The sequence below is a fragment of the Dellaglioa sp. CoH-57-MRSF-20 genome (assembly GCF_056781955.1).
The window spans coordinates 66,278-88,351 of the sequence record NZ_JBXAXV010000003.1; the positions used below are offsets into that span (position 1 = coordinate 66,278).

The following is a 22,074-nucleotide window of genomic DNA, read 5'->3' on the forward strand; positions in this document are numbered from 1 at the left end:
CTACTTTAATTTTAACTATTCTTTATTTTGATTGCTTTGAATCGTTATATTTAACCCATCCAATTAATCCTGCGGTTGATAAAAGAATAAATCCTATCATTGATAATCCTGATCCTTTTATTTCACCGGTTTGAGGTAATCTGTTTTGATTCGATGCAACATTCTTTGAGACAGGTGTTCTCCCGTCTGGATCTGGTGTCACCTGAGAAGTTGTTGGCATTTTACCTACAAATTCAATTCCCATTTCACTTGTATAACTAGCCGCTTCTGCGGTATTACCGAATGCACCTAAACTAAAAGATAACCCCAAAAGACCAATTACTAAAGTACTCGTTATTTTTTTCCCCATAACCATACCTCACCCATTTCGACTACTTATCTTCTTTTTCACCAGTTTGTAATTCTGATAAAATTTGTCGTTTTGCTTCTGCGACAGCTTCTTCTTTATCTTTTTTATTACGACGAACTAAGAACCAAATAATCAATAATACAAGTAGAAGTAAGAAGATTCCTGCAAGAATATACCACATTGTATAATCTTTTTCTAAGTCAACTGCCTTTTCGTTCAATTTATCTGCCGTTGCGCCATCAATTGTGAAGTTTTCAGTCCATTTCCACTTATTCACACCAGAAGTTGCCGTCATTTCTAGACGGTACTTACCAGGTTTAAAGGGTTGGTTGTCCCAAAAAATACCATAATTAAAATTCGTATTGGGAGCCATTGTCATATTCGAAGTGGTTGAAGCATGTAAGGCTTCATCCCCATTTCTTGAATAGACTTTTCCGGCTACCTTTAAATTACGAATAGGTGTTGTTGTTGGGTTTTGTAAATTTACCTTCAATGTATTACGGAAATTAACTGAACCTGGTTCAATTTTAAGTAATTTCATATCAGGTTTAACAACATCATCTGTTTCAGTTAACGTTGTCCCAATCACAAATGCATAACGGTTTTTAATTTGAACGTTACTCTTTGATTTTTTTTCACTATCTTTGTCGATCTTTTCATAGAAGTATAATCCACCATCGATTTCGCCATTAAATTTCTTAGCGGGCATTGTGATATGGAACGTATGCACAACACTTTTCTTGGCTGGAATTGTCACTTCTTTATCCGACTTAACAATTGAAGATAGAGGATTTACCATTGTTTTATCAAGTTTTGGTTTCACATGACTATATTCAACCACACCGTTATCGTTGGTTACAGCTGTATTTGCCTCAGCCATTACGACAACTGCTTTATTAGTCGAATTTTTCAATGTGACAGTAACATCTTGTTTCTGATTAGGCTTCATTTTTAAATTAAAATAGGTTTGGCGCTTATCAACTTGATTACTTGGAAGATTTGCAGTAACGGCAAAGTTCATTTCAGCAGCGTTCGCTTTTTGAACTTGTCCACTAAATAAAACCAATCCTGCCACAAACGCCATTATGATTCCAAAAAATTTTTTATTCAATGTAAAAATCCTCTTTCTTTTCAAATTAGCTTTATGGAGCCGCTATCAATGTCCATTTCAACGTTGATGTATAAGCTTCTTTTGTTTTCACAGTGGTACCAGGAACAAATAACGACACTGCATCGTTTCCTGTAGAGTTAGTTCCCGCTTTATCAGTACCCATAGCAAGTGTCCAAGTACCGAACGGATTATCACTATTACCATCTGTCGTACTAACAACCGAAACAGGAGTACCACCAGTTCCTGTAAGTTTAACGTTACCTGGTAAGTCCCCGCTTAGCCCTAAACCTGGATTTTCACTATGTGCTTCGATATTCTTAATATTTAGTACAGCACCTTTAAGCACGTTCCCGCTAGGACTTTTAAAAACAGTGTTACTAACACCTAATGACCAATTACCCGTTGTATTATTTGTGACCTGGGCGTAATTAGGTACATTATAATAATCTTTATCTGTTAGGTTTTGTGTGTCCCACACTCCACTTGAGTCACGACGGTTAGTCATGTCAGCTACTTTATCAAAAGTTGCATAGTAGGTTTTATTACTCCCCGAGATATCCTGTGCCCCAAAATGAAAACTAGAAATATAATCTATTCTTAAGTCTCCAGTTGTTGGCGTAACTTGATTGAGTGGGTGCACTGGTTTTGATGGATCTAACGGATCAACAGGACCAGACTTTTCAAGTAATGTTAAGTTAGCTGATGATATCGCAGTTTTTCCATCAGTTGCAACTGCTGCATCGGCTACTGAATTTACCATCATCGAAAATGCAAGGAGGGGGACAATGGCTACTGCTAGTCGTATATTTTTTTTCAAGCTCATTGTTTTAACCTATCCCTTTCTGCATTTTATAATGCTGCGTCTTTTAATGTCCATGTAATTGTTGATGTATATTTTTCATTTAATTTACTTGTTGCACCAGGTACTTCTAAAGTTGCTTTAGTAACAGGTAATGTGTTAGGCCCCATACCTTTATCTTTAGCTGCATCTACTGCTGGAACAGCTTTAGATGAACCATCTAAAAGCATAGTTGCTGCAGGATTAGCCACAAACTTTGCCCCATTACCATTAATAATTGAACCATTTGTTAAGGTTAACTTAGCACCATCAAGTGCCGTACCCGTTGCCGTGGCAAATTGTGTATTTGCAACTGTTAAATTCCAACCGACATTTGAGCCACGGTTATCATCAACTTGGATATTAGCATCCTCTGGTTTAGCGCCAAAAGACGTTTGTTCATAAGTTTTTGTTGATCCACTAATTTCTTGATCCCCAAAATCAACACTCGGTGCACTGATTAGCTTAAGTTCGCCTGCCCCAGTAGCTGGATTAGCTACGAAGTTAACATCACCTGTTGTGCCTTTTGTAATATCGGCAGCATGTGCTGCAGGTGCTAATGTTGAAAATAACGTAACTGCTAAAAGTGCTGATGTTGCAATTGCTGCTTTTTTCATAATTAATTTCCCCTTTGGTTTAACTTACTTCTAATCTTTTTATAGACCTGCGTCTGTTAATGTCCATGTTAAGTTAGTTTTGTAACTTGTTCCAATTGATTTAGCTGTTTTACCAGGTACTTCTAATGAGATTGCTTTCATTGAAGCATCTGTATCTGTTCCATCGACATATGTGCCAAATGAATCAGTCCAAGTACCCATACCTTGACCCTTAGCAGCACTTACAACTTCAACATCTTTTCCAACAGTTGGTGTAATAACACCACTATTTAAAGCAGTTGGGATTGTTGTCGTGTCACCAATATTTGAAGAATTAAATGTTTGACCGGTCATTTTTAATTGCGCACCAGCCAACTCAGAAGTCCCATCATTAAATTGGGCATCTTGATTTACTGAAAGTTTCCAACCACCATTTGTACCACGGTTATCAGTTACTTGTAAGTAATTAGCACGTTTAACCTTATCACCTTTACTATCTGTAGCTGAAATTGGTTGTGCATAGTAAGTTTCTGTAGAACCAGAAATCTTATGATCAGCACCAAAATCAAGATTAGAGATGTAATCAATCGATAAAGGTCCATCTGTACCAGGTTTGATTGGATCTGGATCTGGATCTGGTGTAATTGGATTTGTTGGATCGATTGGATCTGTGGGATTTGTTGGGCTTGTGCTTCCTGCGACAAAACCTACTTTACCTGTTTCATTATATGTTTGTGTATTATTTGCGGCATGTACAGCTGGTGCTGCAGTCAAACCTAATGTTGTTAACGCAATTGCACTTGCAACGATTTTTGTTGTTTTCATTTTAATTTCCCCTTTTATTGATTCCCTCTATTTTTTAATAACCTAGTTGATACAGGTTTACATCCCTGCGTCAGTAATTGTCCATGTTAAATCAGTGGTATATGGTTTAGCTTCTTTAGCTGAATTACCAGGTACGGCTAATGAAACAGCCTTCATTGCTGTATCCTTTGTAGCATCTGCATCATATACACCAAATGAATCTGTCCAAGTACCCATACCTTGACCCTTAGCTGCATTCAAGACTTCAACAGCGCTACCAGGTGTTGCTGTAATTGTAGCATCGGCTATAGCTGGGGTTGTTGCATTAGTTACACTATCCATATTTTTAGAATTTAATTTTTGTGATCCCATTTTTAATACTGCACCATCTAAATCTGCTGAGCCATCATTAAATTGTTTTTCTTGTTTAACTGAAAGTTTCCAACCAGCATTAGTACCACGTTTATCCGTTACTTGTAAGTAAGTAGCATATTTAGCACCACTAACTGCTTTGACAGGTGCAGCGTAGTAAGTTGTATCGTCCCCAGAAATTTTGTTTTCACCAAAATCAAAGTTAGAAACGTAATCAATTGATAATGGTCCATCAGTACCAGGACTAACAGGAGGAACAGTTGGTTCTAATGGATCAACGGGTTTATCTGGATCAACTGGGTTAACGGGTGGTGTTTTATCATCATTTTCTGTAAAACCAATCTTACCTAATGATGTGTAATTTTCTGTATGGTCTGCGGCATGTACAGCTGGTGCTGCAGTTAAACCTAATGTTGATAAAATAATTGCGCTTGTTACGATTTTAGTTGTTTTCATTTTAATTTCCCCTTTTAATTAATAACCTTTTTTTATTGATAGAATTAATTCTTATAAGTTAGCGTCTGTAAGTGTCCATGTTAAATCTGATGTGTATTTTTCTGCGACTTTTTTGCTATCACCAGGGATAGCTAATTTAACAGAAGCTTTAGCTTTATCAGCGTCTTTAGTTGCATTACCGAATGCTTCAACCCAAGTACCAGAACCTTCGCCATCTTTAGCTTGCATAACAACTTTATCACCTGATGCAGAAGAAATTGCAAGGTTATCTGTTAAAATTGATGGTGCTGGTTTTGTACCATTTTTATCAGCATTATTTGCTTCAGGGTTAGATAACGTAATTGTTGTGCCATCTAATACTGATTTTGTTGTTTCACTTGTAAATGCTTTTGATTGTTGAACTGAAAGTTTCCAGCCAGATACTGTACCACGGTTATCTGAAACTTGTAAGAAGTTTGCAAGGTCTTTTTTAGTTCCAGCTGTTGGGTTATCTGTTGTTGCTGCAACTAATTCCGAGTTATATGTTGTATCATTACCTGTTACTTTTTGTGTACCAAAGTTAAAGTTAGAAACGTAGTCAATTGCTAATGGGCCACCAGTACCTGGGTTCACTGGGTCTGTTGGATCGATAGTATGTCCTGGATCTGTTGGATCAGTAATACCAGGGTCTGTTGTTCCGTCATTTTTAGTCAATTCAACGTTACCATGTGATACATAATCTTTTGTTTCTGATGCGTTAGCTGTTGTAACAGCTGTTCCTGTAATACCTAATCCAAGTAATGCAGCGAATAATAATTTATTTGTTTTTTTCATAATATATATTTCCCCTAATCTCTTTTTTTATAGTTTAGCATCTGTCAAAGTCCATGTTAGTTCAGACTTATAAGCCCCTGCTACTTTTTTCGACTCAGCTGGAACAAACAATGAAATACTTTGTTGAGCAGCTGTATTATCTTTACCAAAACGATCCGTCCAGGTCCCCATACCATTGTCCAACTTAGCTGTCATCACAGTAACTGCCTTACCATCTGGCTTAATTGCTGCTTGACTATCCGTCGGTCTATGCAGGTTACTACCATTAACAACACCATTCATCAACGTGATAACCGTTCCATCTAATTTATTTTTACCATTCATAAATGGATTGGTCTGTGCAACGGTTAATTTCCACCCTGCATTTGACCCACGGTTATCCGTTATCTGAACATAGTTTGGATAATCTCCGACTTTACCGTTCTTATCAGCTAACTGGTCAAGTTGTGCATAATAAACACTATCTTTACCAGAAATTTTTTGTTGACTGAATTGTAAGTTCGAAACGTAATCAATCGATAACGGACCTGGCGTCCCCGGATTAACAGGTCTAACTGGTTTTACCGGATCCGTCGGATTAATTGGATTAACAGGTCGTGTTTCATCAGTACTTCCAACTAACTCAATAGTCGCATGCGATTGATAGCCCACTGTATCGCTTGCTGAAACTTGCGTTACGGCGAAACCAACAGGTACCATGCTTCCTAAAAGAATCCCCATAATTGTACTTCTTTTTAGCATCGTATTTTCTCCCCTCGTAAGATTTTGGTAGTTTTTAATATTAGCAATATGCTAACGATTAACATTAATTAAACAAGGTTTATGAATGTGGCGTATCCGCTAATGTCCATGTTATTTCCCCTGTATAGTCCCCTGCTTTAAGCAAAGGGTTATTTCCATTAAGTTGAACGATAATTCCTTTGTCGTTTGCCCAACTTACTTCTTGAGTTACCTCAGATTGCCCTGAACCAACTTCTGCACTGTTTGATTCTATATCTTGCGATTGACCAGATGCATCTATATATGTCAATACACCATTTAACTTAACGTTAGCATCGTTATGCTCCGTTAACGGTGTTGTAAGTTGAGCTGTTAAGGTCCAAGCTTGTTTACCCGCGTTAGAAACTTGTACGCTATTAACATGAGGATCAGGGTCACTACGTTGAACTTTAAAGTCTTCTCCGCTGTAAGGTAACGTAACACCTAAAAAAGAACCGTAATTAGTTGCCCCAGGTCCTTCTGTAATTTTCAATCCACCTGTAACTTCAATGTTAATGGTCTTTTTTAAACCATCCGAATTTTTGATAACTGCCTGATAAATACCATCAGTTGAAGTTTGTTTAAGTGTCGTTGAATCAACGCTTACTTTAGATTCAGCACCAGTTGCTAACAACCATCCTTTAGCTTCACTAGTCTTTAGAATTAATGCAGTCAACTCATCAGTTGTTAATTTTTGAATATCTGCCTGCTTTACGCCAAATCCTTTTGCATAAAGGGCAGAGACTTTATCAGTTGCAGTGTCATCATCAGTTACAGTAACTGGTACAGCTACTTTTGCGATTTCATTTGGTTTAACTGCAATATCTGTTAAAAGCATATCTTGGATGTAAAATCCTACTGTTTTATTATCAAGTGGTTTACCTGATGGATTTGTCCCATCAACAGTTAGTGTATGTGCATTAACTGTTGGTTGATTAATAATTGTCAAATCTTTAATCAAATCCGTCTCGCCTGTCTTAACCGTATCGCCAACTTTGATTGTTTGTGGGATAGCAATTGCGCCTAATTTGAATACGTTAACAGTTATAGTAACTGGTTTTTCTTGACGGTTATTACCTGGATCAACTGCCGTAACTAATAGTTCATTTTTACCTGGACCTAGTTTAGACATATTAACTGGTACAGAATACGGTGTAGGATTCTTCACATCCACTGTAATAGTATCGTAAGGATTCTTTTCTGACGTTCCATCTGGATACCCGATTTCAATATTTCCTTTTGTATCATCTGAATCAGTAACATCTCCTGTAATCTCAACACCTTTTTGATCAGCGTAACCGTTAATTATTGTATTTTTAACTGTCGCAACGGGAGGAGTACTAGGTGTTGTCTCTTTATAAGTAAGGTAAGACCCATTAACAAGTGTTGCACCTGGAGCTAAATCAACTTGATTAGCTTTCATAATGTACGCACTATCATCACCAATTGTTTTACTTGGATTACTAATATTTTCAATTCCAATATTAGTGTTTGCTGCTGAACCTTCCATACCTGTCCCGGCTACCCCCCCTTTAAAGTAGTTATTAAAATTAGCGGGGTTTAGAATCTTATCTTGAGAACCGCCCGTATAATTTGTCCAACCACCCAAAGTAGCATTAGACTCTGGATCTTTCAATCTCACATCCAAAACATGCTTCTGACTAGTACTATCCCCAATCATTTTAAAGCCATCATTAGGTCCAATACTCTGTAAAGGAACTTTATCAGAATCTACAAAAGTATCATTTGTTTCCAAGGCACCTATTTTTTGTGAATCTGAATTATTATTTGTAATACTAAAGTAACGGTAAATACCACCAGTCCTACCATATACTGATTCAAAAGTATAACTAACTTTGTACTTACTATCATACATAGTTGCTTTAAATCCCGTGTTCATACTATTTTTATAAAGATGATAATCAGTAATTGACCCATCTAAAAGTCCACCCTCGATACCAGAAATACCGTTGTCTAGGTAAGCTTCATTCACATTATAACCACGAGCTATTTTGTCGCCCATAATCAGCCCGTGTATAATCGATGGACGCGGATTTTTTCCGGTAGTATACGTATATGACCAAGATGGTAAATTAGGTGAACTATTATTGCTTGCTCTATCTGCGTCATTATTATTCGTCAGTTCACTAGGCTGAAAAGGTTCAATACTATTTCCAAAGTACATAACTGGTTCATTAGGCTTATCAGATCTCCCCGATTGTGAAACAAACGTCTTTGCTACATCAGCTGCGTAATCTTTTGTTTCCCATTTAACAGTAGGTAGAATTTCATCTTTTGGTCCAACATATCCAGCTGCTCGAGTGGTAGCTCGAGTACTTCGTTTAGTTTTTTCTGATGATTTAGCTTTTATTTTTAATTCACTTTTTTTAGTTGTTGATTTAGTTTCTACAGATTCACTTGATAGCGCCTTTTTTTCTGATTCACTTGATTCTTTAATCGTTAACTTACTTGATGTTTCATCTGATGATTCGCTTGACATACTGCTCTCATCGGTTTTAGCAAACACACTAGGTTCTCTATGGCTAGCTCCCCCAGCTAACAATCCTGCAAAAACAGCACTTGTCATAATTGTTGCCGAAACCCATTCTTTTTTTCTGTTTTTATACTCTCTCATTTTTTAGCCCTCCCCAATCCTTGCTTTTAACTTATTAATTATTTTATCAATTTAGTCTATTTGATTTCACTAACATATTGCCAATTCACTACTATCCCCTATTTATCTAGCTATTTCTATTAACTTTTATCAAATATACCTTTTAGCAAAGTTAAAAATTCAACATGTACATGCTTTGTCTTTGATTAACATGTACATATTATATCTTCAATGGTGTACGATGTTAAATCAAATTTTTTATTTTTTTAAAAATATTTGAAAATTAAACAAATAATAATTATTCATAAGTTTTATCTCATCATAAAACGAAAATTATTAAGCCACTAAAATACGAATAAAATTTAGTTATCATTAATTTTTATTAAAAAAATCCATATCAATACTTAGCAGTATTGATATGGATTTACTATTATTTGGGATTGTTATTTAGTTCATAATTAAACTGCTAAAAATATTCAAATCATTTAAGATTAAATTAGAAACTATAACATTAAGGTGTATTCTCTAGTGTCCATGTTATTTCCCCTGTATAGGCTCCAGCTTTAAGTGATGTATTACCTCCGTTAAGTTGAGCGACAATTCCTTTATCCTTATCCCAACGGACTTCTTGAGTTGCCTCAGACTGTCCTGAACCAACTTCTGCACTACTTGATTCTATATCTTGTACACCATTAGCTGAATTTACATACTCCAAAACACCAGTTAACTTATCATTAGCACTATCTGTCAAACCTTTTGTAAGTCGAGCAGTTAATGTCCAAGCTTGTTTACCTGCATTAGAAATATTCACACTGCTATTGGTACTAGAATCACTACGTTGGAGATCAAAATTTTCTCCACTGTAAGGTAATATCACGCCACTGGAAGAACCATAGTCAGTTGCAGTAGGTGCTGATGTAATTTTTAATCCACCTGAGACAGTAATCACAATTTCTTTTGTTTGACCATCAGAATTTTGGATAACTGCTTTATAAAAACCATCACCTGAAGTTGGTTTAAGTTCTGTTGACTTAACACTAACTTTAGATTCGGCACCCGTCGCTATCAGCCAGCCTCTAGCTTTACTATTATTCAAGATTAATGTATCTAAATCACCAGTTGATAAGTTTTGAATATCCGCTGTTTTTAATTCAAATCCCTTGGCATAAAGAGCAGAAGTTTTGTCAAATGCAGTATCACTATCAGTTACGGTAACGGGTACAGCTACTTTTGCGATTTCATTTGGTTTAACTGCAGTATCTGTTAAAAGCATATCTTGAATGTAAAATCCTGCTGTTTTATTATCAAGTGGCTTACCTGATGGATTTGTTGTATCCATTTTTAAGGTATGTGCATTAACTGTTGGTTGATTAATAATTGTTAAATTCTTAATTAAGTCCGTTTCGCCTGTCTTAACCGTATCGCCAACTTTGATTGTTTGTGGGATAGCAGTTGCACCTAATTTATAAAGATTGACTGTTACCGTAACAGGTTTTAACTGTTCTACTTCACTATCGTCAACAGCTGTCACTATTATCTTATTTGAACCTAATTTTAATTTAGAAGTGTCAATGTTTGCACTATAATCAGCACTAGTATCTACCTTACCTGTGTCGTACACATTCTCTGTTGTTCCTGACGTTGACCCATCTGGATAGGTAATTTGAATATAACCTTTACTGCCATCCTTATCTAAAACCGTTCCTAAAACTTTAGGCCTATTAGTTTGACTTGCATAAGCATTAATCGTTTGTTCTTTTACACTTGCAACAGGTGCAACAGCTTCCTTATAAGTTTGATAAGAACCCGTTACGAGTGTTCCTCCTGGTTCCAAAGTTTTCGGATTAGCTTTTATTATGAACCCACTATCGCCTTTAAATGGGTTATCTGGATTCTTAATATTTGAAACGGCAATAATTTTATTATGTGGTGATTTTTCCATTCCAGTTCCAAGTGCACCACCATTGAAATAATTATTTAAATAACCAGTATTCATAACATTTGGTTCATCTCCGCCTGTGTAATTCGTCCATCCACCTAATTTGGTATTATTTCTTGGATCATTTAATTTGAAATTTAAACTATGTGCTGACCCAACCATTTTGAATCCTTCATCCGGGCCTAAGCTTTCAATGGTAACAGCATCCTCATCAACGAATGTATCGACGCCCTCAATAGCTCCAACTGCACGAGCCGTTGTGTCATTGTTAGTAATACTAAAATAGCTATAAACACCGCCACTAGCATCATAAACTTCCTCAAATGTATAACTTAATTTATACTTTGTATCATACATAATTGCCTTAAATCCAGTACCTGTTTTATTTTTAAAAAGTTGATATCCAGTGATATCCTTACCTTTAACTGCAGATTCAATTGTATAAGGAATTGATGAAAAGGATGATACCAACCCGTATCCACGATTACCTGGGACACTATTATTAATAATAATTCCATAAGATTTCCTTGGAACAGGATTTATTCCAGTATCAAACATGTAGGCCCAACCAGACTTATTAAGACCACTGACGGGATCATTATTTAATAACTCATTCATTTGAAAAGGAAAATAATTATTTCCAAAATATAATACAGGTTCGCCAGGTTTATTCTGTGAACCCGACTGTGAAACAAATGCCGTTGCTGACTCCGCTGAATAATCTTTTGTTGTATCCCAGTAATCATCAGGAAATACATCATTTGCTGGTCCAACATACCCAGCTGCTCTAGTACTTAGTTTAGCTTTTGCTGACGGTTTAGCTTTTGTTTTTGATTCACTTTTTTTTATTGTGATTGATTTAGTTTTTAGAGAATCACTTGATATCGCCTTTTTTCCTGATTCACTTGTGGCGTTATCTGATGACTCACTTGACATACTGCTCTCATCAGTTTGAGCAAATACACTAGGTTCCCTGTGACTGGCCCCCCCAGCAAATAATCCTGCAAAAACAGCACTTGTTATAAGTGTTGCTGAAATCCATTCTTTTGTTCTACTGTTATGTTTCCTCATCTTTTATCCCTCTCTAATGCTTAATTATCTTATTTATTTGGTCTTACTATCATATCGTTAAGTCATTGTCATCCCCTATTTTTCTAACAATTCCCATTAACTTTTAGTAAAGTGAAGATACAATATGTACATACTACATCTACAATTATTATGTACATATTGTATCTTCAATGGTGCACAATGTTAAATCACATTTTTTACCTTTTTAAAAATATTTGAAAATAAAAAAGTTATTAATTAAAAGATAATATCCCTTAATTAATAACTTTTTCATTTAAATTATTTAATTTTTTGTTGATACTTTCTTTTTAATCTTCGATTAATCCATAATATAACAAAAACATTAACGATTATCAGTACGAACAAGAGTAATATCCAATAGATCCAGTAATTTGTTTGATCGATTGTAACATCCTTCTCATTCAATATTCTTGCTTTTGATCCACTTACCGTAAATTTCTGTTTAAAATGCCATGCCTGATTTTTAGAAGTCATCTCTGCACTAAGTTCGTAGGTACCACTTTTGAGTAATTCACCAGCAGCTAATGGAATTGGAAAGGTAACCGCACTGGTTGGGGCAATTTGCATGTCCTTATTACTTGCTCGATATAATACTTTTGAACTACCTAACCGTCTGACTTGTGTATTTATTTGAACTTTATTTAAAAACATAGCGCTCTGATTTTCAAATCTCGCAGCAATCACATTACGTGCATTAATTTGTGTGATATCAACCGTTTTTAATTTTACTTGTGCGCTAGTTACAGGTTGTTCTCCATGGAATATTACCGCAGTCGTATATAAATAACGATTATCAATAACCGCTCGTTCTGACTTTGTTTGAGACTGAGCATCATTGTCTTCAATCACCGATATACCTCCCGCAACGACACCTGCAAAAGTCGTATTGGGTAACGCAACATCCAAAGTAACTATTTTTTCACTTTTTGCAGGAACAGTTATACGATTCTGACGAGCTCTAACTGCTTTTACCACTGAGAACGGCTGTTGTGCCAATACTTTACTTTGTGATTCCGCGTACTCCACAACCCCATTATAGTTTGTTGTTGCATCCTTAATGAGGACTTCAAACGTTAGTGATTTATCAATAAGATTAGCTACCTTAATTTTCAGCTGTGTTTTAGTTCCTGGTGCTGCTTTTAAATCAAAATAAGTTTTTTTCTTATCTAATTGATAGTCAGATATCATAGGTTGAACAGAAAAGTCAACTTGGCTGGCATTAACCTGCTTAATGTCCACTCCGAATAAAAATAAAATACTGAATAAAAATAAATAGCCGAATCTTTTAATAAATTTTGTGGTTATCATTTCATTATTATTCATTTGATGGCACATCATTTAATGACCATGTAATTTCACTACGATAGACATCTGTCATCTTAGTTGCCTCACGGGGAATATTCAAAGCGATACTATTTCCTTTAGTTGCCTCATTCCCAAAACGGTAAACCCAAGTGCCGTATCCTTCATCACCTTTTGCGGCAACGACTACTTTATTAGCTCCTACAGACAAATCAAAATTTTTCTTATAAAATCCAGGTTTTTTATCCGCAGAAATGGAAACAAGTTCACCATTACTAAAACTAAGATAGGCACCCGTTAACGATTTATGCGTCTCTTCAGATTCAAATTGGCGACTCTGTTTAGCTTCAAGCACCCAACCATTTTCAGTTCCGCTAAAATTTGAAACTTGAACGTAATTGGGTGTGCTTGCCCCTGTTGCCATATCTTGCGCTTTGGCATAACTTTTTTTATCATTCGAATCAATTTTAGTTGTATTGAAACTAAGGGAAGAAGCAAAATCGACTGTTGTTGCTCCAGATTGAAAATCCATAGACAAATCGGATTGCGCACTACCACGATTAGTTTTCGCCGCTTGAATCGTTGCCTCAGATGCAGTCATATAGAGACCTAATAGTGTTACAAAGGCGCTTAATACTATTTTATTCATAAAGATTTCCCTCTCCCTGTCTAAAAAAATTACTCTTCTGTTATTTCTATAATTTGAATACATATATTAATGACATGTTATTTTATATCACCACTTTTGTCAATTTTTTTAAAAATATGATAATTATTGATTCTAGATTTATATGCAAACCGTTGGCAATTCCCCTATAATGGATAGTACATACTCTTTAATGAGGAGGAATCGCGATAAATGGACTTTATATTTAACAAAGATGATATTCGTAAGTTAGAATTATTTTCTTATCTTGAGAATACTTATGACCAATCTGCTTCGCAAACAGACATCCAAAAACATTTTAAATGGTCAAAATATTATACAGCAACAACTATCAAGTCTTTAGAAGAAGATCTTGTCACTGAAGGATTAGACGATTACTATTTATTAAAAGTTAGCAATAACAAAGTAAGTCTACAAAAAAATGGCTTAGATTCCATCGATCACCTATTACTTCTATACGCTAAGCAGTCACCTCAATTTTTGATGCTGAATGCGCTATTTACTAACCCTAATTTTAGTATAGAATCCTTCACCGAATCGTTATTTTTAAGTGAAGCAACTGGTTATCGGACCAAGAAATTTTTAGATGATATGTTACAAAAATTAGGCTTTAAAATCACTAAAAACTTCCAATTAGTAGGTCCTGAAGAAAATATTCGCTTATTTTTTTATAACCTTTATTTAGCTGTCTATAAGAACTACAACTTCCCATTTAATGAAGAAGTTGATCGTAATTCTAGTTTATTTTCTAACCAATTAATTTCTAGCTTAAATCTTGATCTCACACAAATACAATTATTGAAACTAAAGTATTTTTCAGCTGTTCTCATACAAAGTTTAGCTTCTAATCGAAATGATACTAATCGTTTTGCTGATGTTAATTTTGCTAATTCAGACTCAATCATGTCCAATATTCAAGACTGTCTTCAAGAAAATCCAGGTATTAATGGACTTACGGATGAACAGTTATCAATTGAAACAGTATTTGTTCTAAATTTCCTTTATATGGAAGACATTGTTGACGTTACATTTAATAACTCATCTTTCTTTTCACAAATTGAATCACTCAATAATTTTGTTATTAAAGACTTACAAAAGTTCTTTGATATCACATTAAGTGAACAAAGTTATATGACATTATTTGACGAATTATCTCGTATTCATTTTTCTAGTTACCATAGTGCCCAAATTGATTTTAGTTGGCAAGTTGCCGTAGATAATACTATTTTAAAAGAAAATTATAGTTGGTTTTATATCTTCGTTGACCAATTGATAACTAACTTAACAACGAATGTACCGGATATTTTCAAAGAAAAAAACATTAACATGGCCCGTTTAAAATCAGAATATCTTTTCTTATTCATTCGTTATATTGATTTACCAACCGTTTCAAAACCGGTGCATATAACAATTGATTTTTCAAAAGGGAGTAACTACAATGATTTAATTCACAAAAATCTTGATTCAATGCCCTTCTTTAATTTGGAAGTTAACTACAAATTAACAGATCAAACCGATATTTACCTTTCTGACTTCTTGATGGCAGATGTCCCCAGTCGCTACCTAATCTGGAATAGTCCACCATTAGCTTCTGATTGGGAGATATTTGCTAATATGGTTGTGGCTATTCGAACAGATAGTCAGGAGGATATCACTAATGCATAAAAAGTTTAGAACATCCCGCCTAACTAGAATTTCCTTAGCCTCAATCGTAGCTAACTTGTTCATTTTATCCATGTATGTACCCAAACAAATTAAAGCAACACCGCGAAGCGATAGTGAAGATTCTCGTGTAGCTCCTGTGAATCCAATGGATCCCAGAAAAAATGCAGAACCTGTGTCCCCTAAGGTTTCGGCACCTAAAAAACAAAAACCTCGTAAGGTTAAGAAAAAAGTAACAGATAAATCACCAATCGCTTTTGTTTCAACGCAACATTCTGTAACACCTATTAAACCACCTGTAGCCCTTTCAGTATCTTATTCTGGCTACTTGGTTCGTCATTTATCAGGGAACCTACTCTATGGTTCAAAAACAAGGTCATCAGATGCGATTATTTTAAAAGAAACTAAAGAATAAATTTAGTTTATTTTATTTGACCTTTTTTGACCAAGGGTTTAAACTAGCATTACATTAGTTCAAATGCTAATATAAAAAAAGTAAATAATAATAAATTCGGAGGTTTCTAACTATGAATATGGTTCCTACAGTTATCGAACAATCTGCCGGTGGCGAACGTGCCTATGATATCTACTCTCGTCTTTTAAAAGACAGAATCATTATGTTATCTGGTGAAGTTAATGATGATATGGCAAATGCTATTATCGCTCAATTACTTTTCTTAGACGCTCAAGACTCAGAAAAAGATATTTCAATTTACATTAACTCACCCGGTGGTTCTGTTTCAGCCGGTTTAGCTATCTACGATACAATGAACTTCATCAATGCTGATGTTCAAACAATCGTTATGGGTATGGCTGCTTCAATGGCCAGTGTATTGGCAACTGCTGGTACAAAGGGTAAACGTTTTGCATTACCTAACTCAGAAATTATGATTCACCAACCACTTGGTGGCGCTCAAGGTCAAGCAACAGAAATTGAAATTGCTGCTGCACATATCTTGAAAACAAGAACATTGATTAACCAAATTTTAGCTGATGCAACTGGTCAAGATATTAAAGTTATCGATAAAGATACAGATCGTGATAACTTTATGACTGCTGATCAAGCAAAAGAATACGGTTTGATTGATAAAATTATGACTAACAAAAAAGGGCTTAAATAAGCTTTAACGTTTAAGGACACTAACAAGTTAACTTTTGTTAGTGTCCTTTTTTTGAGCGGATAATTATTCAGATGAACCCGTCTTATGCTATACTGACGCTAATAAATGAAGACTGGACTGATAAAAATGGATATTTCAATTATTGATGCTTCAAAAGTAAATCGGGACTTTGGACTTGTGATTGGTAACTCTGACGCGCCAAAAACAATTATTGAGTTTATTAACCTACGTTGCCCCTACTCAAAAGAATGGTTCGAAAAATCTAAAGAGACTTTAGATTCTTATGTTGCAAACGGACGTGTAAAACGTGTCATCAAACTTTTTGATAAAGAAAAAGAATCCTTACAACGTGGTAATGTTGCTCATCATTATCTTCCTTTAGATAATCCGCAAAAATCTTACGATTTAATAACTGAATTATTTAAAACGCAAGATACGTGGAAAGACTTAACACTGGATGAGGTTGCTGCCTATATGGAAAAGACCTTTAGTTTAACTGACGTTTCTGATAAAACTTACATTAACTCAATTATCGCTGAAGCTAACGACGCAAATATTCAATTTGTACCAACCGTTATCGTTGACGACCATATTTTTGATGAATCAATTGATCTAGCTACCTTAAAATCATATTTAGATAAATAAAAAATACGCATATAATTAATAGCTAAGATAAAAGCTATCAGTTATATGCGTATTTTATTTGGTTAACCTTTTAATCCTTTAGATTGTCTGACCATATCTTCAACAACAACATCAAAGATTTCTCCAAGTCCAGCACAATATTCTAATATTTCCCACGGCGCATTCGTATGGAAATGCAGTTTCATTAAATCAGAATCTCCCGCAACAAGTAAACTATCACCTTTGAATTGACGTAAAATCTTATCGTTCAATTGGTCCTCGTCTAATGTACTACCTTCTATTAGTAGTTGCGTATCATATTTAAATGTTATCATGCTATCTCACCTCTTTAAAATTTCGTTTATTTTTCACCAATTCGAACTTTTTCAGCAAATTCGTTAATTTTTCGTAGCCGATGATTAATCCCAGATTTTGAAATTGGACCACCTGGTACTAAATCACCTAATTCTTTCAAACTAACTTCTTGATGAACCAGACGTGTTTCAGCAACTTCTTTTAATTTAGAAGGTAATTGCCCTAAACCAACAGAATGTGCAATAAACTCAATATTAGCAATTTGTTTATTCGCAGCATCCGCCACTTTATTCATATTAGCTGTTTCGCAATTAACCATGCGATTAACTGAATTACGCATATCGCGGACAATCCTAATATCTTCAAACTTCAACATAGCCGTTGTTGCGCCAATTAATGACAAGAAATCAGCAATTTTTTCTGCTTCTTTTAAATAAACGATATAACCACTTCGACGTTCAGTCATTCTAGCGTTGAATCCAAATTTATTAATCATTTCGCAAATTGTTTGATTATGTTCTTCATAGACTGAGTAAATTTCCAAATGATAACGGCTTGTTTCAGGATTATTAACAGAACCACCTGCCAAAAATGCCCCACGTAAATATGAACGCATCATCATATCATCATGGGCCAACAGATCCATTGGTACACCCATTTTAAGTTGCATATCTTCAATGATATCCAGGTCTTTTAAAACAAAATCACTACCTGTTTTTAAACGTACAATATAAATATTATTTTTCTTTAATTTCATTTTACGACGAACTAATAGTTCACTTGTAATGTCATAAAATTCATTTAAAAGTTCATAAATCCGTCTCGCAATTGCGGGATTCTCAGTCTGAACATTTAAAACAAATTGATGATTAATAATACTCAAAGACCCATTCATTCTAATTAACGCCATTAACTCTGCTTTAGCATTATTTTTTCTGACTTTGAGGGTCGTTAATTCTTTTTTCACTTCACTTGCATATGACATTCTTTCACCTTATCTCTGTACTAAATAGTCTTTCTATGTCTTAATTCGCGATTTGGTCGACCAACTAAACGGATTAATTCTTCAACGACTTTATTGCCATCATGGAAGACACCTTGATCTTTTAATTTTAAGAAGTTAGATGAAATCACTCGACAATGTTGTTCCCTTAATCCATTAAAGTCATGTTCAACTTGAATTAAATTCTCATCATATTTTTCTTTATCCATATAACCTTCAGGAACCGGTGCCGTATTCACAAGCACTGTATTCACAAAACATTTACCTAGGTGCCCATTCAAAATACGCACATGATCAGCATCAGTAAAATGTTCTGTTTCACCCTTTTGCGTCATAATATTACAGATATAAACAACTTCTGCTTTTGTTTCAGACAGTGCCTTACCCACATTACCAATAACTAAATTAGGCAAAATACTTGTGAACAAACTCCCAGGTCCAAGGACAATTTGGTCTGCTTCAAGAATAGCTTGAACAACTTCTGGTACAGCTTCTGGCACACTAGTTTCACTTTTTTCACTTGAGGTTACCCAAACACGCTTAATTGATTTTCTAGCGGCAGTTATTTCTGCTTCCCCCGCTAAAAAAGTGCCATCAGAAAATTCTGCATTTAATACTAACGGTTCATCCGCAACGGGATAGACATGTCCATCAACTCTCATCATTTCTGATAATTCTTGGACAGAAGCAAAAACACCATTTTTCATTTCAGTTAGTGCTGCAATAATTAAATTACCAATCGCATGTCCTGCAAAAAATCGATCGGACGTATCAAACCGATACTGGAATATATCTAAATATATTTCTGGTAACTCAGATAATGCGGCAATAACATTACGAATATCACCAGGCGGCACAACATTCACGTAATCTCTGATAATACCTGACGAACCACCATCATCAGCAACCGTTACAATCGCCGTGATATCAGCATTTTTATCTCTTAAACTTTTTAAAATAACGGGTAGCCCTGTTCCGCCACCAATAACGACTATCTTAGGTCTATGTCCACTTCTCGTCATGATCGATTGACCGATTCTTTACTTTTATTAATATCACGGTGTGTAACGTTCACCGGATAGTTAATTTTCAATTCTTCACTCAATCTTTTAGCTAAAGCAACTGAGCGATGTTGTCCACCAGTACAGCCAATCGCAATCGTTAAATTGGTTTTACCTTCAGCTTCGTAGCCAGGTAAAATTGACTCAATTAACGATTCAAATTTGGTATAAAAACCTTCTGTAGCTGGTTGTTTCATCACATAATCATAAACTGCCTTATCTAAGCCAGTTTGTGGTTTTAATTCTGGAATATAGTGTGGGTTAGGTAAGAAACGGACATCCATCACGATATCTGCATCGATAGGTAGGCCATATTTAAATCCGAATGATAAGACTTCAACATGAAAATTAGCTGTTTCTCTGGTTTCAAAATTATGAAAAATCTCTTCACGTAACTGACGTGGTGACAAATTAGTCGTATTAATCACTAATTGTGCTTGTGTTTTAATATCATTTAATAAGTCACGTTCTTTTTCAATGCCATCCATCAGACGGCCTTCCATTGCTAACGGATGCGCACGTCTTGTTTCTTTGTAACGAGAAACTAATTCTGCATCTGATGCGTCAAGAAAGACAATTTTAGTGGTTACAAATTCAGTGTTATCAAATCCTGATAACATTTCGATAATTTCATCATAAAAAGCTCTTGATCTTAAATCCATAACAAGGGCAATTTTTGAAATTTTACCTGACTCTTTTACCAACTCCCAGAACTTAGGTAATAAAGTTGGTGGTAAGTTATCAATACAAAAATAACCTAAATCTTCAAAACTTTGCATTGCGACCGTCTTACCGGCCCCACTCATCCCTGTAATTACAACTAGCTCTAACGTATCTGTCATATTCATTCCTCCAAATCTACTATAATTATTATAACATACCTGGTGTTTCTTTTGTATCTGCGCACAAAAAAAGAGTTGTTTCCAACCCTATATCGTTTCACCAAATATTTTCATTTTAATTGCTTGGCCCGTTGGTGTACTAGCTAATCCACCAATCCCAGTTTCTCTAAGCGAGCTCGGCATACGTTCGCCAATGTCTTTCATAGCCATAATAACTTCATCAGCTGGTACTTTGTTAGATAATCCAGCAAGTGCCATATCTGCTGCCGTTAAAGCATTCACGGCTCCTATTGCATTTCGCTTGATACATGGAATTTCAACTAATCCAGCAACTGGATCACAAACCAGTCCCAATAAATTACTAAGTCCCATCGCAAAAGCCTCTGCACATTGTTCCGGCGTTCCACCAGTAACCTCAACGGCGGCAGCTGCTGCCATTGCTGATGCACTGCCGACTTCTGCCTGACAGCCACCAGTCGCTCCGGCAATCATGGCATTATTTGCCACGATCATTCCAAAGGCACTTGACGTAAATAAAGCTTGTAACATCTTTTCATGTGATAAATTTAATCGTTTTTGTATCATGAAAATAACCCCAGGCAACGTTCCAGATGAACCTGCAGTCGGTGTCGCACAAATAAGTCCCATCGAAGCATTGACTTCATTAGTCGCAATTGCATATTGCATCGCCTCTAAGTTAGCATCCCCAGATAAAGAGTGCCCTTTCTCACGATATTTCCGTAGTAAGACCGCATCTCCACCCGTTAATCCCGTTGCTGAAGAAACGCCTTCACCATTTGATCCCTTTTCAATCGCTTGCTTCATCACTTCAAGATTAGCAGACATTTTTTCAATGATAACGTCTCTAGTTTCACTTGATTGCGCCATTTCTTGTTCAATCATTAATTCTGAAACTAATTTGTGTTCTTTATTAGCAGTTGAAACTAACTCAGCAATACTTTTATACAAGATGGAACCTCCTATTTTAAATAAATGAGATTGTGCGTTAATAATCGCAGTTGCTTAATATCAGTCTCAGTAATATTCTTGGATAAATCATATTCATACATAATATCCTCTGGCATTAACTCAGATTCACTTTGCATAACAATAGTTGTCGATTTTTCGATTTGTTTTTGAATTTTATTTTTATTTACTGGATTAGCTTCCAACACTAGTATCGGTAAACTACCCTTTGGAAAAAATTGTTGTTTTTTTATAGTGAAAGCCCTAATTTCAATTGTGCCACCACCAATTGAGCAACCCATTAATTCGATTTTTTTTGTCTCATTTTCAATCGTTAATTTAACACTATTCGGATGGTTAATTGGACTTGGGTGTGCATCTTCAATAAACTGAATCTCAATCCCCATTTTTTCCGCAATCTGAATTGACTGTGGGCAACGGACATCATCAGGTTCAAAGCCTAATACCCCAGCAACGGTCGCAAAATCAGTCCCGTGCCCGCGATGTGTTTTTGCGAATGATTCATAATAGCGAACTTTTAATTTAGTGATTCTCCCATTAAATAATTGAAATCCAACCTTACCGATTTTAGCGGCACCAGCTGTATGTGAACTAGATGGTCCGATCATAACAGGTCCAATAATATCAAAAACACTCTTATAGTTATTGCCCATGGTCAGCCGTTCCTCCAATTTATTTTATGTCTTCTTTAAAGTTAACACTTTTTAAAAAAAAAGGAATAAAAAAAAGCCAGATTTTCATCTGACT

General features: G+C 35.4%; 22 protein-coding genes. 4 read left to right on the forward strand and 18 right to left on the reverse strand.

The window, feature by feature from the left end:
• Window positions 1–22: 22 nt before the first annotated feature.
• From AC1RPN_RS04020 to AC1RPN_RS04075, 12 genes are all read right to left on the reverse strand, one after another.
• Window positions 23–349 carry an LPXTG cell wall anchor domain-containing protein gene (locus AC1RPN_RS04020; RefSeq protein WP_481761462.1) on the reverse strand — a complete coding sequence of 109 codons (327 nt, stop codon included), beginning with the start codon at window positions 347–349 and terminating at the stop codon, window positions 23–25.
• A gap of 22 nt (window positions 350–371) precedes the next feature.
• Window positions 372–1,460 (reverse strand): WxLIP family cell surface protein, encoded by a 1,089-nt coding sequence (locus tag AC1RPN_RS04025; RefSeq protein ID WP_481761463.1) that lies wholly within the window; start codon window positions 1,458–1,460, stop codon window positions 372–374.
• Between the two features lie 31 nt (window positions 1,461–1,491).
• Entirely contained in the window at window positions 1,492–2,283 is a 792-nt protein-coding gene (locus AC1RPN_RS04030) for a WxL domain-containing protein (protein ID WP_481761464.1), read from the reverse strand.
• Between the two features lie 26 nt (window positions 2,284–2,309).
• The gene (locus AC1RPN_RS04035; RefSeq protein ID WP_481761465.1) at window positions 2,310–2,915 is read right to left on the reverse strand and encodes a WxL domain-containing protein; all 606 of its coding nucleotides are present in this window, start codon (window positions 2,913–2,915) and stop codon (window positions 2,310–2,312) included.
• 39 nt (window positions 2,916–2,954) lie between these two features.
• The gene (locus AC1RPN_RS04040) at window positions 2,955–3,719 is read right to left on the reverse strand and encodes a WxL domain-containing protein (protein WP_481761466.1); all 765 of its coding nucleotides are present in this window, start codon (window positions 3,717–3,719) and stop codon (window positions 2,955–2,957) included.
• 57 nt (window positions 3,720–3,776) lie between these two features.
• Window positions 3,777–4,526, reverse strand: coding sequence for a WxL domain-containing protein (locus tag AC1RPN_RS04045; protein ID WP_481761467.1), 750 nt, complete (start codon window positions 4,524–4,526; stop codon window positions 3,777–3,779).
• Between the two features lie 51 nt (window positions 4,527–4,577).
• Window positions 4,578–5,339, reverse strand: a complete 762-nt coding sequence (locus AC1RPN_RS04050) for a WxL domain-containing protein (protein ID WP_481761468.1) — start codon at window positions 5,337–5,339, stop codon at window positions 4,578–4,580.
• Between the two features lie 27 nt (window positions 5,340–5,366).
• Complete coding sequence (locus tag AC1RPN_RS04055) at window positions 5,367–6,080, reverse strand: WxL domain-containing protein (protein ID WP_481761469.1); 714 nt, start codon at window positions 6,078–6,080, stop codon at window positions 5,367–5,369.
• Window positions 6,081–6,159: 79 nt separating this feature from the next.
• Complete coding sequence (locus tag AC1RPN_RS04060; RefSeq protein WP_481761470.1) at window positions 6,160–8,733, reverse strand: hypothetical protein; 2,574 nt, start codon at window positions 8,731–8,733, stop codon at window positions 6,160–6,162.
• 490 nt (window positions 8,734–9,223) lie between these two features.
• Window positions 9,224–11,722: a hypothetical protein gene (locus AC1RPN_RS04065; protein ID WP_481761471.1), complete on the reverse strand. Its 2,499-nt coding sequence runs from the start codon at window positions 11,720–11,722 to the stop codon at window positions 9,224–9,226.
• 279 nt (window positions 11,723–12,001) lie between these two features.
• Complete coding sequence (locus AC1RPN_RS04070) at window positions 12,002–13,066, reverse strand: WxLIP family cell surface protein (RefSeq protein WP_481761472.1); 1,065 nt, start codon at window positions 13,064–13,066, stop codon at window positions 12,002–12,004.
• Complete coding sequence (locus AC1RPN_RS04075) at window positions 13,059–13,694, reverse strand: WxL domain-containing protein (protein ID WP_481761474.1); 636 nt, start codon at window positions 13,692–13,694, stop codon at window positions 13,059–13,061. Before AC1RPN_RS04075 ends, AC1RPN_RS04070 begins: the two co-directional genes overlap by 8 nt.
• A 210-nt stretch (window positions 13,695–13,904) precedes the next feature.
• Between AC1RPN_RS04075 and AC1RPN_RS04080 the strand changes: the two genes are divergently transcribed.
• The 4 genes from AC1RPN_RS04080 (at window position 13,905) to AC1RPN_RS04095 (ending at window position 17,140) form a co-directional block, all read left to right on the forward strand.
• Complete coding sequence (locus AC1RPN_RS04080; RefSeq protein ID WP_481761475.1) at window positions 13,905–15,377, forward strand: helix-turn-helix domain-containing protein; 1,473 nt, start codon at window positions 13,905–13,907, stop codon at window positions 15,375–15,377.
• Window positions 15,370–15,789: a hypothetical protein gene (locus tag AC1RPN_RS04085; protein ID WP_409022196.1), complete on the forward strand. Its 420-nt coding sequence runs from the start codon at window positions 15,370–15,372 to the stop codon at window positions 15,787–15,789. Before AC1RPN_RS04080 ends, AC1RPN_RS04085 begins: the two co-directional genes overlap by 8 nt.
• A gap of 112 nt (window positions 15,790–15,901) precedes the next feature.
• Window positions 15,902–16,495: an ATP-dependent Clp endopeptidase proteolytic subunit ClpP gene (gene clpP / locus AC1RPN_RS04090; protein WP_409022195.1), complete on the forward strand. Its 594-nt coding sequence runs from the start codon at window positions 15,902–15,904 to the stop codon at window positions 16,493–16,495.
• A gap of 126 nt (window positions 16,496–16,621) precedes the next feature.
• Window positions 16,622–17,140 carry a DsbA family protein gene (locus tag AC1RPN_RS04095; protein ID WP_481761625.1) on the forward strand — a complete coding sequence of 173 codons (519 nt, stop codon included), beginning with the start codon at window positions 16,622–16,624 and terminating at the stop codon, window positions 17,138–17,140.
• A 62-nt stretch (window positions 17,141–17,202) separates the two neighbouring features.
• Here AC1RPN_RS04095 and AC1RPN_RS04100 read toward each other — a convergent pair whose 3' ends face one another.
• The 6 genes from AC1RPN_RS04100 to AC1RPN_RS04125 all read right to left on the reverse strand — a co-directional run bounded on the left by AC1RPN_RS04100 (window position 17,203) and on the right by AC1RPN_RS04125 (window position 21,980).
• Window positions 17,203–17,454, reverse strand: a complete 252-nt coding sequence (locus AC1RPN_RS04100; protein WP_481761476.1) for a kinase to dihydroxyacetone kinase — start codon at window positions 17,452–17,454, stop codon at window positions 17,203–17,205.
• A gap of 26 nt (window positions 17,455–17,480) precedes the next feature.
• A complete protein-coding gene (gene whiA, locus AC1RPN_RS04105; RefSeq protein WP_409022193.1) occupies window positions 17,481–18,419 on the reverse strand; it encodes a DNA-binding protein WhiA in 939 nt (312 codons plus the stop codon).
• 20 nt (window positions 18,420–18,439) lie between these two features.
• Complete coding sequence (locus AC1RPN_RS04110) at window positions 18,440–19,459, reverse strand: gluconeogenesis factor YvcK family protein (protein WP_409022192.1); 1,020 nt, start codon at window positions 19,457–19,459, stop codon at window positions 18,440–18,442.
• Window positions 19,456–20,340 (reverse strand): RNase adapter RapZ, encoded by an 885-nt coding sequence (gene rapZ / locus AC1RPN_RS04115; RefSeq protein ID WP_481761477.1) that lies wholly within the window; start codon window positions 20,338–20,340, stop codon window positions 19,456–19,458. The genes AC1RPN_RS04110 and rapZ overlap by 4 nt, the downstream gene beginning before the upstream one ends.
• Before the next feature lie 87 nt (window positions 20,341–20,427).
• Window positions 20,428–21,309 carry an L-serine ammonia-lyase, iron-sulfur-dependent, subunit alpha gene (gene sdaAA, locus AC1RPN_RS04120; RefSeq protein WP_481761478.1) on the reverse strand — a complete coding sequence of 294 codons (882 nt, stop codon included), beginning with the start codon at window positions 21,307–21,309 and terminating at the stop codon, window positions 20,428–20,430.
• A gap of 11 nt (window positions 21,310–21,320) precedes the next feature.
• Complete coding sequence (locus AC1RPN_RS04125) at window positions 21,321–21,980, reverse strand: serine dehydratase beta chain (RefSeq protein ID WP_481761479.1); 660 nt, start codon at window positions 21,978–21,980, stop codon at window positions 21,321–21,323.
• Window positions 21,981–22,074: the final 94 nt, after the last annotated feature.